The sequence below is a fragment of the Bacteroides sp. AN502(2024) genome, from assembly GCF_041227145.1.
Lineage (GTDB): Bacteria > Bacteroidota > Bacteroidia > Bacteroidales > Bacteroidaceae > Bacteroides.
This window is the reverse complement of sequence record NZ_JBGFSP010000003.1, coordinates 57863-71374: the sequence shown is the minus strand read 5'-3', so window position 1 is coordinate 71374 and position 13512 is coordinate 57863. Positions and strand designations below refer to the sequence as shown.

Here is a 13512-nt window from a genome sequence, read left to right as displayed (position 1 = left end):
AGTTTTTTCTTTTAGAATTGAACTTTCACATTAAAACCGAAGTTGCGCAGGCTAGGCTGCATAAAGTAGTCTACATTCATATAATAGTTACTGGATGTGGAAGCGGACAATTCCGGATCAAATGGAGCTTTGCAGTATATCATCCATAGATTGCGCCCTACGACTCCCAAAGTGATATTGGTTACATTTCCGAACCATTTTGGGGGAAGCGTATAATTCAAGCTCAATTCCTGCAAACGAACATTGGTTGCGCTATAGAGGTAATAACGACCATAACCGCCCTCTCCGGTACTGATCGCTTGATAATATTTCTGCGCATCAACTGTACCGTTGTTAATAGGCATGCCGCCTCTGTCGCGCATAGCGGCTGATGCTTCGGATACTCCATAATAATCCAAAATACCTTGTGTAGCGGAATAAGCTAACCCACCTACACGTGCAGAAAGAACGATTCCTAAATCAATGCCTTTATAATTGAAATGGTTGGTCCATCCCAAATTGAAATCAGCGTCCAAATCTCCTACTTTTACCGGAGTGTTTGATGAGGTAATTCCCAAGCTGCCATTCTGGTCAACTTTTATATTGCCGTTATTATCTTTGGTAAGTGCGTTATATACGTAAATATCTGTCATAGAACCTCCTTCTGTCAGAATAACGCGAGGAGCCACATTTTCTTTACCTAACCAGCCTACGTTCATTTCGTTCATCTGAATAGCTTCTCCGGTGACAGGATTAACACTTCCACTTGCCAATCGTTTTACTTTGTTGCGGTTTAAAGTGAAGGTTGCGTTAGAAGACCATCCGAAATCCCCCCATTTATCATTAAATCCTAACGCCAGTTCAATACCTTGATTCTGTACATTACCAGCTTGTACGATTGCTTGTTTATAACCTGAAGAGGACGGGATGTCTACTTTAAATGTCTGATTTAAAGTGTTGGAACGATAATAAGTAGCATCCAGACTGAAACGGTTTTTCCAGAATTTAAGATTCAAACCTATTTCCCATGATTTTGTTTTTTCCGGTTTCATATTATCCATCGGATATACGGCCGGATTAGCCCAGTTGTGCGTCTGGCTGTTGTATTCATATCCAGGATTAGTGAGGAAACGTTCGAAAGAAGATGCTACCACTGTATATGAACCGCGCACTTTTGCATAAGTAATCATTTCAGGTAAAGCGATCATTTCCGACAGTAGAGCCGACAATCCTACTGACGGATAGAAGAATGACTTTTGTTTGGAGAAGGCTAATTTGGAATCCCAATCGTTACGTCCGGTCAATGTCAAATATAACTGATTCTTCCAACTTAGTTCAGCACTGGCAAAAATACTTTGAATTTCATCTTCATATCCTGTAGGATCAGGTTTATAGTTGGACGAGAAGTTGATATTATTAACTTGGAAGAAATTTGGAATGACTAAGTCACCGGCAAAATACAATTGGTCCATTGAGGTATGATAAATGGAAGTACCCACATTGGCTGCCAGGTGAAAATCACCGAAAGTCCTGTCCATATTAACTAAGATATCTGCATACAAAGAACGTTCTTGGCGCATAGCATCTTCAAAGCCGCCACTTACACCACAGAAAGTTGTTAATGTTGAAGCAGATTTCTCATTCTTATTTCGATAGTCGGAATTGTCAAGGTTCACGCGGCCGGTAATATTAATCCAATCCGTTACTTTCCATTTCAATGAGGCATTTAGCATGTAACGTTTTTTATTGGAAGTACGGAGAATACGGTTTTGCACCCAATATGGATTCTGCAGCGATAAACTGGCATCGCCATATGGCCAGTACTGTTCCATATAACCGTAGTTTGTGTTATAACGCTCGTACAGACGGATTTCATCGAAATTATCCCCCCGGGGAAATAAGTACAATGCAGGAAGCGGATTGTAGTATTGACCTTGGGCAACCATATTTTTGTTATTCTGAAAGATATATTGAGCACCGATATCCAGAGTCATTCTGTCATTCAGAAAATTTGTAGTATTATGCGCAGTAAAATTATATCGGTTGTAGGAGTTGTTTGGAAGAATACCGCCAGAGTTCGTCGTAGATGCAGATAGGTAGGTCTGATTCTTGGAGTTTCCTGTAGACAAGGCTACTGAATTGATTACATTTGAACCGATTTTAAAGAAATTAGACGGGTCATATCCTCTATCTGTCAGTTCCCCCCAGCTAAATAAACCTGAACTTGTACCGTAACGGTTCTGCATGTTAGGCATAATGTATGCTTTGGAGAAAGTGGTACTGTTGGATAGCGTGATGGTCGTTTTCTCTGTTTGTCCTTTTTGGGTGGTAATCAAAACCACTCCATTGGCTGCTGCAGAACCATATAGAGCTGCTGCAGAAGGACCTGTCATCATGCTAATACTTGCGATGTCGTCAGGGTTTAAATCGGCTACGGCATCCGAACCGCCCATATCACCATATAATCCTTCACCACCACTTTTCCCTGTATTAAATACGGGCACACCGTCAATTACATATAATGCATTGTTGTCTTTAGTCAAAGATTTCATACCACGCATTACCACACGTGCGGCGCCACCGGCTCCTGTAGCTCCACTGCTGATTTGAACACCGGCAACTTTTCCCGCCAACGAGTTCATGAAGTTTGCGTCTTTTACGGTTGTTATCTCATCTCCTTTTACTTCTTGCACATTATAACTCAATGCCTTGGTCGCACGCTTAATACCTAAAGCCGTAACTACTACCTCATCCAGCACTTTCGTATCTTCCCTTAAAGCAACTTTTAGGGGGTGTGCGTTGGCAAGCGTGATTGTCTGGGAGAAAATCTATTTATCTTTTCTGCTTTTTCACAAATTGTTACGTTGAAAGGCTAGAGAAAATAAAGAATGTACATACAATTTGCATGCATTATTCTAATTTAAATATTAAAGTCGGTAAGCAATTGAGCATTTCTTATTCTTTCTTCTTTCTCAAAATAGGCTAGATAACTTTCTGTGACAGCTAAATTGGAGTGCCCCAAACTTTCTGAAATATAGGAAGTCTTAGCGCCTGCACGTTTTAGAACTGTCGCAAATGAATGCCTAGCGGTATAAGTTGTTAATTGAGAGATTCCCGTATCTTGAGCTATCTTTTTAAGTCTTCTATTGCATTTAGTAATAATACGTCTCACTAGTCTGACTCTTTCAAACGCATTTTCTGTTCCGTCAGCGTATTTAAAGATATATGTTTGTGGATTAATTCTAGGATTCCCCCATTTATGAATGATATTCCACATTTCCGGAGTTATTACTGCATGTATCTCTTTACTATGCTTAGCTGTCCTTGAAGTTTTAGAACGTACAAAACAAATCTCTCCATCTACAATATTTGAATATTGAAGAAATAGTAAATCCATGAAATTGATGCCATTGCATAAATAAGAAAATACCCATAGATCTCGAAACTCTTCTATATCTTTTGTTCCATCTTGATAGGACATTACTTTTTTTATATCAGCAAGAGTGAGTGCTAATTTACGTCCACAGCCTTCAGGAATTTCATATTTATTTTTTCCAAAAGGAAATGATGATTCTTTTAATATACCATCTTGTATGGCACGATTTAGTATACACCTTAAAGCTCTGAAATAAATACTAATGCTTGAATAGCTCTTACCTTTTGAAAACCAGAAATGCTCACATTGTTTGAGCCAATCTACTGTAATTTTTTCTAAAAGAATATATGTTCCGCCAAAACTCTCTAGACTTTTTAATGCACTCTGATAACTTAGATAAGTACTTGCCTGTCCATTATCTTTTAGCTCTTTCATTTTCAGACTAAAAGCACTATGCAAATTCATATCTTTTATTTGTTTTCCTAACTTAAGACTTAAAGTCTCCATATTAAATTCACCCTTTTGTATTAGTTCATTAATGTGCTGTTTTACATTAGAAAAACTACTTTCTACATCATTTCGTACCTCTACCAATAACCTGCTTTTCGCTTTTAGCAGTCTATTCCAATCTTCTTTTGAAAGTTCCTTTCCTGTTGAATAATATTTTTGTTTTCTTCTGAATACCACTTGAACTTTAATAGGAAACAGTCCGCTCTTTTTTACTCTTCTGGTATCTAATATGGTTAATACAGAGACTCCATCTCTTGAATATTTGAACATAAAAATAAATGTTTATATCTATACATTAACTGAAACATACATGAATTGTATGCAAAATGTATGCAAATATAATAAATCAGCCTGATTTTAAAAGTGTATAAGATTCTATTTGTCAAATATTAGAGTCTCTGTTTTTTCAATTAGAAATTTACGTTTATTATTTTTTAAGAAAAAAATCTTATCTTCGTTTAGTAAGGTTGCAACATAGAATGTATTACTATAGAATAAGCGCTTATGAAATTAATTTTAAGTGTAACCTACAAATTTATTAATTATGAGAAGCAGAGATACATGAAGCCTTTTTGTGAAAACGGTCATTTTAGCCACCGTCCTCTAATTAAACTATCTAAAATTTATTTCTAATTAAAAAGAATAAGATGAAAGAAATTATAAAGCACAGGTTTTCATACTTGTTATTTTTCCTTTTGTTGGTTTCGTGTTTTGCTTCAGTTTATGGGCAAGAACGAACGATCACTCTTAATCTATCAAAAGTACCTTTAAACACTGCATTGAAAGAGATTGAGAAACAAACTTCAATGTCAGTGGTCTATAACACAAATGATGTCGATATAAATCACATCGTATCCATCAAGGTAACAAAAGAATCACTGAATAATGTAATGAATCAGTTGTTCAGAGGGGTTAATGTCAGTTTTTCAATAGTAGATAATCATATTGTACTTTCTGCAAAGAGTAATAAAGACGGTCATCAGAAAAAAACTCCAATTATGGCGAGTGGTACTGTTACCGATTCAAAAGGAGAACCATTGATTGGAGTTAGTATTCTGGTAAAAGGAACTTCAAATGGTACTATTACTGATATGGATGGAAATTTCAAAATACAGGCCGCCAAAGGTGATGTACTTGAAGTATCTTATATTGGTTATGCCTCCCAGGCAATCACGCTTGCCAACGCACAACCCCTAAAAGTTGCTTTAGGGGAAGATACGCAAGTATTGGACGAAGTTGTTGTTACCGCATTAGGTATCAAACGTTCCGAGAAAGCATTGAGTTACAACGTGCAGCAAGTAAAAGGTGATGAGATTAGCGCTGTAAAGGATGCTAACTTTATCAATAGTTTGAACGGAAAGGTAGCAGGTGTCAATATCCAAAGAAGTGCTTCCGGTGTGGGTGGTAGCACGCGCGTGGTGATGCGTGGTAATAAATCGATAGGTGGAGACAATAACGTGCTCTACGTAGTAGATGGTGTGCCTATTGGTAACCAGGCAGACAGAGACGGGGATGGTACGGGATTTGGCAGCGGTAGAACTTCCGGAGAAGGTATCGCAAATTTCAATCCGGATGATATTGAAAGTCTATCCGTATTAACAGGACCCTCTGCTGCCGCTTTATATGGTGCCAGCGCAGCCAATGGAGTTATTCTTATTAATACGAAGAAAGGAGCGGCTGGAAAAATGCGTTTGAATATATCCTCTTCTGTAGAAATGATGACCCCGATGATGATGCCCGAATTCCAAAACCGCTATGGATTGTCCGGAAATTATTACTCATGGGGAGATAAAATGGAAAACAAATCCTGTTATGACCCGAAAGATTTCTTTGAACTGGGAACAACCTTCAATAATTCATTCAACCTCTCCACCGGAAATGATAAAAACCAGACTTATTTCTCTGTGGCGGCTGTAAACTCAAACGGAATTGTCCCCAATAACAAATATCACCGATATAACGTCACTTTAAGGAATACCGCAAAATTCTTGAAAGATAAATTGACTCTGGATGCATCCGTAAGTTATATTCGAGAATATTACAATAATATGGTTTCTTACGGAACCTATTTCAATCCTATTGTTGGAGTGTACCTCTATCCCCGAGGAGAAAACTTCGGGCGTGAAGAATATTTTGAACGCTATAACGGCGAGTTGGGATACGCTACACAACAATGGTCTCCCGGAGATTTCGGTATGGATATTCAGAATCCTTATTGGATTGCTTACCGCAACATTCGTCCTGAAGTAAAAGACCGCTACATGCTTTATGCATCTTTGAAGTATGATATTACCGACTATCTGAATGTATCAGGGCGCGTGCGTTTGGATAATACCTATACGGAAAAAGAAGACAAACGGTATGCATCTACTATAAATACGTTTGCTAATCCCAACGGACGTTACAACTATTCCAACGAAACCTTTAAACAGAAATATGCTGATATTATGGTGAATTTTGATAAACAGTTTGCTGAGATATATCATGCGGTAGTTAATGTCGGAACTTCTTTTGAAGAATATGACACGAAAGGGAGAGGTTATGGAGGACAATTGCTCAATATTCCTAATAAGTTTACCTATAACAATATAGATCCTACCCGTAGCACTGCCAGCCAGACCGGTGGAGACGCCCGCAAACGAAATGTAGCCATTTTCGCTTCAGCTGAATTGTCGTGGAACTCTGCATTGTATCTCACTCTGACAGGAAGAACCGACAAGCCATCTCAGTTAGTCAATAGTAAAGACCCGTGGATTTTTTATCCTTCTGTCGGCCTGTCTGCTATTATTACAGAGTTATTGCCCGATAATATTAAAAAATCATTAAGTCCTACCTTGAGCTTCTTGAAGGTAAGAGGTTCGTTTACCGAAGTCGGTTCGCCGATTCCTTATACCGGTATTACCCCCGGAACTTTGACACATGAAATAGAAGGCGGTAATTTCAAACCTTATAAATATTATCCGCTTCCCGATTTCAAAGCAGAAAGAACCCGTTCGTATGAAGTGGGTATCGACTCGAGATGGTTCAACAATATGATAACTCTCGGAGTGACTTATTACCACTCAAATACTTACAACCAATTGTTGAAAGCAAATTTGGGAGGAAGTTATGATTTTATGTTCGTGCAGGCAGGTAATGTTCAGAACCGGGGATGGGAATTAAGTTTGGGATTTGACAAGGATTTCGGTCACTTCAACTACAATACCACCCTTACGGCTACAACCAATAAGAATAAGATTGTACAATTGGCGCGGGATGTGCTGAATCCGGTTTCCAATACATTGATGGATTTGACAGACTTGCAGGTAGGACGTTTCCGTCTGCGGGAAGGTGGAGAAATCGGTACGGTGTATGCCAATGAATGGTTGAAGAGAGATATCGACGGATACATTGAACATCAGCCGGGGCAAGCGTTAACTACAGAAACAACAGAACCTTATAAGTTGGGAAGTGTGAATCCGAAATGGAACCTTGGTTGGCAACATGGATTCAGTTATAAGGGATTTAATCTAAATCTTTTGTTTGCAGCCCGCATAGGGGGAATCGTTATTTCCAAAACACAGGCGGTGCTTGACAGATATGGCGTTTCAAAGGCATCAGCCGATGCACGTGACGCAGGCGGTGTATGGGTAGGCAACTTTCAGGTAGCCCCGAAAACTTATTATGAGGCAGTTTCTAATCTGGATGCTTATTACACTTATTCTGCCACGAACGTGCGATTGCAGGAAGCTAAACTGAGTTATAAATTCCCCAACAAATGGTTTAAGGGTGTGCTTAATGATGTGAATCTGTCGGTCTATGGAACCAATTTGTGGATGATTTACAACAAGGCTCCTTATGATCCGGAACTCACTGCCTCTACCGGCACCTTCGGGCAGGGATATGATTACTTCATGTTGCCCAGCCAGTCGACTTATGGAATAAGTTTGAAATTTGGATTCTAATAAAATAATTGATTATGAGAAAATATATCATTCTACTTTTGTCGCTTTGCTTAGTGTCGGCTTGCGATTACGAAGAGATAAATACGAATACGTTGGGTGTTTCCGATGCAGAGTTAGGTCCTTTAAAGTATAGTGCCCGCTTCTTGAATATGCAGCAATTGGTGATTCCTATCGGATCGCCGAGCTTGACTACCGGACCGGGCAATGATTTGCAAAATACAGATTTGATTTCTTCCGGTAATTACATCGGCTATTTTGGAAACAATAATAATTGGAACTTCTCTTTGGAGTCTAACTGGAACTTTGCCGACAACCGTATGAAGTATGCGTATGAGAATTTTTATTCTAAAATATTCCTTCCGTGGAACGAAATTTATCAGTTGGCCAAGAATACGGAGGACCCGACCGAAAGGGCTATGATGGAAATGACAAATATCGTCAGAAACGTGGCATGGCTGCGGGCAACGGATGTATTCGGTCCTATTTCTTACACTACGGCCGGTGACGGGAGTATAGCTCCGAAGTTCGACAGTCAGGAAATGGTTTATAAAACGATGTTGGCTGATTTGGCAAAAGCTGTCGATTTGTTGAACAATATCTCTTATAGCGTCTTAGCTAAGTACGATTTGATCTATGGTGGAGACGTAAAGAAGTGGGTGAAACTGGCAAACTCTTTGATGCTGAGAATGGCTGTCAGAGTACATTTCACTGATGAAACATTAGCACGGGAATACATTGCAAAGGCTCTCGACCCTAAGAACGGAGGCGTTATCGAGCATATAACGGAGGAAGCGAAGATTCAAAATTCGGATAAAATGCCGCTTTTGAATTCAATGATAGCTTCCATAGAAGAATATAACGAAACCAGGCTGGGGACTACTATCTGGGCATATCTGGATGGATATAGCGACCCAAGAATGGGTGCTTACTTTGAGAAAGGAAGCTATGGAAACAGGTGGTCTCCGCAAAAGGGCTATTTTCCTATAGCTTCTGCCAATACGCAACCTAAGAAGGCAGATGCGACTGATTCTTATTCTCCTATCTTCGCTTCAAAACCTAAAGTCAACTCCGGCTCTCCTTTATATTGGTTCAGAGCTTCTGAAACTTATTTCTTGAAGGCGGAAGCTGTACTTTACGGCTTATCGGAAGGAAATGCGCGAACATTCTATGAGCAAGGTGTCAGCATGTCATTTCAAGAAAATGGAGTCGGAAGTGCTGCTACTTATCTGAATAGCACTGCCAAGCCGAGTGTATTGACAAGTAGTCTTTACAAATACGGCTATTACTCTCACGATTTGAGTATCGGTAATACTTCCCCTAAATGGGATGATTATGCCGGAAAATTAACTGAACAGGAAGAGCAGTTACAAAAGATTATTACTCAGAAATACTTAGCTCTTTATCCGAATGCCGTGGAAGCATGGACGGAGTATCGTCGTACCGGATTCCCGTATCTGATGAAACCGATGGATACATCGGCTCCCGGTAGAATCGGTGCAGATGCCGATTGCCGAGCTCCCGAACGGTTCCGGTTTGCTCCTTCGGCGTATAGTTCCAATCCGAATATGTCGGCTATTCCCACTTTGTTGGGAGGGGCGGATGTCGGAGCTACGCCATTATGGTGGGTGCGTCCCAATCGTCCCCAGCAGCCAACTCAATAATATCATTCATTTTAAGAAGAAAAGACTATGAAATTATTAAAATATTTTTGTATCGGTATATCGACTCTGAGTATACTAAGTTGCTCGGACTGGACTACAGAAGAAAGAGAAATTTTTGATAATCAGAAAGGAATGCAACGTTACATTCCCTTGATTGAAGCGCAAAGTGAAGAAGATCTTACTCCTACGTTGCGCGAGTATTATGCGAAGATAAGAGAGTACAGAAAAACTCCTCATGTGAAGGGATTCGGCTGGTTTGGCAACTGGACGGGAAAAGGCGACAATGCCCAGAATTATCTGAAGATGCTGCCTGATAGCGTGGATTTCGTATCTCTTTGGGGAACACGAGGAAGTCTGACGCCCGAACAAAAGGCTGACTTGAAGTTCTTTCAGGAGGTGAAGGGAGGAAAAGCGTTGCTATGTTGGATTATTCAGAGCTTGGGCGACCAGTTGACTCCTAAAGGTTTGAATGCCAACGATTACTGGGTAACTGAGAAAGGAGGTGGAAGTTTTACCGAAGGTGTAAAGGCGTATGCAAATGCTATCTGCGACAGTATCGAGAAATATAATTTGGATGGCTTTGACATTGACTATGAACCGGGATACGGGCATTTGGGCAACTTGGCAAACAGCTCTACAATCAGTGCCAGTTCCGGTGACAACAATAACATGCAAATTTTCATTGAGACGTTGAGTGCTCGTTTGCGTCCTGCCGGAAGATTATTGGTAATGGACGGTGAACCGTATTGTTTGTCTACCCAAACCTCTAAACTGATTGACCATTATATCTATCAGGCTTATTGGGAATCCTCTACCAGAAGCGTTATTAATAAAATAAGCAGATCACATCTGGAAGATTGGGAACGTAAGACCATTATTACGGCAGAGTTTGAACAGGGCTGGAAAACGGGTGGCCTCACTTATTACACGAGCGTTCGTCCGGAACTGAATACAATGGAGGGTAAACAGCTTCTCGATTATGCAACGATGGATTTGCCAAGTGGTAAACGAATCGGTGGAATAGGTACTTATCACATGGAATATGACTATCCGAACAATCCTCCTTACAAATGGCTGAGACAAGCTTTGTATTTTGGAAACCAGGTATATCCGGGAAAGTTTGATTAATAAAAAAGACTATTATGAAAAAAAGTTTTTATTTAGCTACTCTTTTATTTTTGGCAGGGTGCCAAAATGAGTTGTATAAAAATCCTCTGGATGATTTTAAAAGTGAACAAGGGGCTTACATCAAAGGCAGCACTCTTCTGCAAACATTTGTAGAAGAAGGTAAGGAAATAGAGGTCAATGGTTTGCAAGTGGCGTTGGCAGTACAGGATGCAGGGGAAGTCAAAGTGAAGTTGGAAGCGGGCAATCAATCACAGTTGGATGCTTACAATACTAAAAACGGAACTGCTTACATCATGCTTCCCGAGAATATGTATGAAGTCTCACGGGAACTTAGTTTCAAACCTCAGTTCACGCTGGTAGATGTACCTATCTTGCTGAAGAATGTAAAGTTCTCCTTAGATGGTAATTATGCGTTACCCATTCGGATTGCGGGAGGAGATGTGAATATTATCCAGGAACAGGAAGAAGCACTGTTGGTTCTTGAACAGAGGGTGAATACGAAAGCATTGCGTGTGAGTACAAACGGTTCGGGTTCGGGTAGTGAGGATGAAACCATGTTCCCCAATGATTTCAAAGTTGACCAGTGGACAATGGAGGTCATGATTAACAGAGCTAGTTATAGGAGTAACAACCGCTCTATTTGCGGAACGAAACTGGTGGCTAATTCGGACTCGAATGATGAGATTTATGTACGTTTCGGGGATGTAACTATCGAGCCTAACCAGTTGCAGATTAAAACAGGTAGGTCGCAGATAGATGTTCCGGCGGATAAGTTTTCTGCGAAGCCGAATGTGTGGTATATGTTGACCTTTGTGTATGATGGCAAGAAAAACTCGATTTATGTAAATGGAGAATTGGTGGCAGAGAGAGAAATCCGTACAGGTCCTTATGGGCTGATCGGTTTCTGGATTGGCGGTTCTAATGAGTTGATTCGTGAGGTCCGTTTCTGGAAGGTTGCCCGTACGCCACAGGAAATAGCCTCAAATGTATGGAAGATGGTCAATCCGGACGATGATGGTTTGTTGCTCTATTATCCGCTGAACGGCAAAAAGAGGGATACCGCCACAGGAGAAATAATGAAAGATGAGGCTAAGCTTTGGGATTGGAGCAAAAATGGAAAGCATTTGCTTATGAAATCTGGCTATACTTTTGATAACAATAATGACGATGGCTTTATTTTCCCTCCCGTAGAAGCGAATTAATGGACTAACTGCTTTTTATTAAATGCAGATTCAAGCAGATGAGGAGGCTGTCTAGCAAGTCCTATTCTAACGATTTTACCCCTGCCAGACTATGCTTTGGCAGGGGTGACTTCTAATTACTGATACCTGTTAGACAGTCTCCTCAATCTGTGCTACCGGAAGAGTGTACAGGGGAGGTGAGAGTGGAAGTTACCGGAACGAAAGAATGCCCGGATTGGCATTACGGTGTAGGGCCTCCTTCCTGTTTTTTATAGATGAAGTGATAATAAAATAAAAAAATGAGGAAAAACGTTAGTAGTTTTCTGCTTTAAGTTGTATTTTATTATGAATGTAATCATAAAAAATCTATTTTTGTATCAAATATGCTATGAATTATGCGACGGAAGAATAACACTGTTTCGGGTTCCCAAACGATCAGCCCGGCTTGCTGGGTACCTACCGCTTATTTTGCAATGGGACTTCCCTTTATTGCTATTAATCTGGTTTCTACTTTCATGTTTAAGGATCTTGGAATTTCGGATACGCAAATTGCATTCTGGACTTCCCTAATCATGATGCCTTGGACACTGAAGTTCTTGTGGAGTCCTTTTCTTGAAATGTATCGGACGAAAAAATTCTTTGTATTAGTGACAGAATTGTTGAGCGGCGTATTATTTGGAGTCGTAGTCTTTTCTTTGTTTTTCGATTACTTTTTCGCCATAAGTATCTCTACGATGGCGGTGATTGCCTTTAGTGGAGCAACACATGATATTGCTTGTGATGGTGTATATATGGCAGAATTGAATAAAGAAGATCAGGCAAAATATATCGGAGTGCAGGGCGCTTTTTATAATGTGGCCAAATTGGTTGCTAATGGAGGATTGGTTGCTATGGCAGGCGCATTGGCTGAGTACTTCGGGGCAATAGAAGGCGCATCAATAGAGGCTAACAAAGGAGCGTATTCATCTGCATGGATGATTATTTTCGGAGTAATTGCAGCCATAATGGTACTGATCGGTATTTATCATATCAGAATCTTGCCTTCTACACAAGTGCCCGTTACCACTAAGAAGACGGCTTCGGAGATCAAAAAAGAGTTGGTGGCAGTAATTGCTAACTTCTTTACTAAAAAGCATATTCTCTACTATATCTGTTTTATTATTTTATATCGACTGGCAGAAGGCTTTATCATGAAAATAGCTCCGCTGTTTTTGCGCGCTTCAAGAGAGGTAGGCGGTTTGGGACTGTCATTAACCGAGATCGGTACGTTAAATGGTATCTTTGGTTCTGCCGCTTTCGTTTTGGGCTCCTTGCTGGCAGGTATGTATGTCTCTAAATTCGGATTGAGAAAGACACTCTTCACGCTCTGTTGTATTTTTAATCTTCCGTTTGTTGCCTATACCTTTTTGGCAATTACACAGCCTACGAATGTATATCTGATCGGTATTTGTATAACCATGGAATATTTTGGATATGGTTTTGGTTTTGTCGGGCTGACGTTGTTTATGATGCAACAGATTGCTCCGGGCAAACATCAAATGTCGCATTACGCATTTGCTTCGGGAATCATGAATCTGGGAGTGATGCTTCCGGGAATGGTGAGCGGTTATTTTAGCGACCTGCTTGGGTATCGGAATTTCTTCATCTATGTGTTAATCGCAACTATTCCGGCTTTTCTGATTACTTATTTCATTCCTTTCACGTATGACGATTCAAAAAAATAATAATATAAA

7 protein-coding genes are annotated in these 13512 nt (G+C 40.2%); 5 read left to right on the top strand and 2 right to left on the bottom strand.

The genetic code is table 11. From position 1 onward, the window contains the following. Positions 1–11 precede the first annotated feature (11 nt). Together AB9N12_RS00335 and AB9N12_RS00330 are read right to left on the bottom strand one after the other, a co-directional pair. Positions 12–2807, bottom strand: a complete 2796-nt coding sequence (locus tag AB9N12_RS00335; RefSeq protein WP_369892767.1) for a SusC/RagA family TonB-linked outer membrane protein — start codon at positions 2805–2807, stop codon at positions 12–14. A gap of 92 nt (positions 2808–2899) precedes the next feature. Then, positions 2900–4135: a phage integrase SAM-like domain-containing protein gene (locus AB9N12_RS00330; protein ID WP_369888965.1), complete on the bottom strand. Its 1236-nt coding sequence runs from the start codon at positions 4133–4135 to the stop codon at positions 2900–2902. Positions 4136–4512: 377 nt separating this feature from the next. Here AB9N12_RS00330 and AB9N12_RS00325 point away from each other — a divergent pair, with 377 nt between their 5' ends. From AB9N12_RS00325 to AB9N12_RS00305, 5 genes are all read left to right on the top strand, one after another. Then, complete coding sequence (locus tag AB9N12_RS00325) at positions 4513–7809, top strand: SusC/RagA family TonB-linked outer membrane protein (RefSeq protein WP_369888964.1); 3297 nt, start codon at positions 4513–4515, stop codon at positions 7807–7809. A gap of 14 nt (positions 7810–7823) precedes the next feature. Continuing rightward, positions 7824–9470, top strand: coding sequence for a SusD/RagB family nutrient-binding outer membrane lipoprotein (locus AB9N12_RS00320; RefSeq protein ID WP_369888963.1), 1647 nt, complete (start codon positions 7824–7826; stop codon positions 9468–9470). A gap of 27 nt (positions 9471–9497) precedes the next feature. After that, positions 9498–10598, top strand: coding sequence for an endo-beta-N-acetylglucosaminidase family protein (locus AB9N12_RS00315; protein ID WP_369888962.1), 1101 nt, complete (start codon positions 9498–9500; stop codon positions 10596–10598). A gap of 14 nt (positions 10599–10612) precedes the next feature. After that, positions 10613–11800, top strand: a complete 1188-nt coding sequence (locus tag AB9N12_RS00310; RefSeq protein WP_369888961.1) for a DUF1735 and LamG domain-containing protein — start codon at positions 10613–10615, stop codon at positions 11798–11800. Between the two features lie 374 nt (positions 11801–12174). Then, a complete protein-coding gene (locus tag AB9N12_RS00305; RefSeq protein WP_369888960.1) occupies positions 12175–13503 on the top strand; it encodes an MFS transporter in 1329 nt (442 codons plus the stop codon). Positions 13504–13512: the final 9 nt, after the last annotated feature.

What these genes read in the sequence shown, in the direction of transcription:
- AB9N12_RS00325 (WP_369888964.1), top strand. Translation starts at nt 4,513, where the DNA reads ATGAAAGAAATTATAAAGCACAGGTTTTCATACTTGTTATTTTTCCTT.
- AB9N12_RS00310 (WP_369888961.1), top strand. Translation starts at nt 10,613, where the DNA reads ATGAAAAAAAGTTTTTATTTAGCTACTCTTTTATTTTTGGCAGGGTGC.
- AB9N12_RS00315 (WP_369888962.1), top strand. Translation starts at nt 9,498, where the DNA reads ATGAAATTATTAAAATATTTTTGTATCGGTATATCGACTCTGAGTATA.
- AB9N12_RS00320 (WP_369888963.1), top strand. Translation starts at nt 7,824, where the DNA reads ATGAGAAAATATATCATTCTACTTTTGTCGCTTTGCTTAGTGTCGGCT.
- AB9N12_RS00305 (WP_369888960.1), top strand. Translation starts at nt 12,175, where the DNA reads ATGCGACGGAAGAATAACACTGTTTCGGGTTCCCAAACGATCAGCCCG.
- AB9N12_RS00330 (WP_369888965.1), bottom strand. Translation starts at nt 4,135, where the DNA reads ATGTTCAAATATTCAAGAGATGGAGTCTCTGTATTAACCATATTAGAT.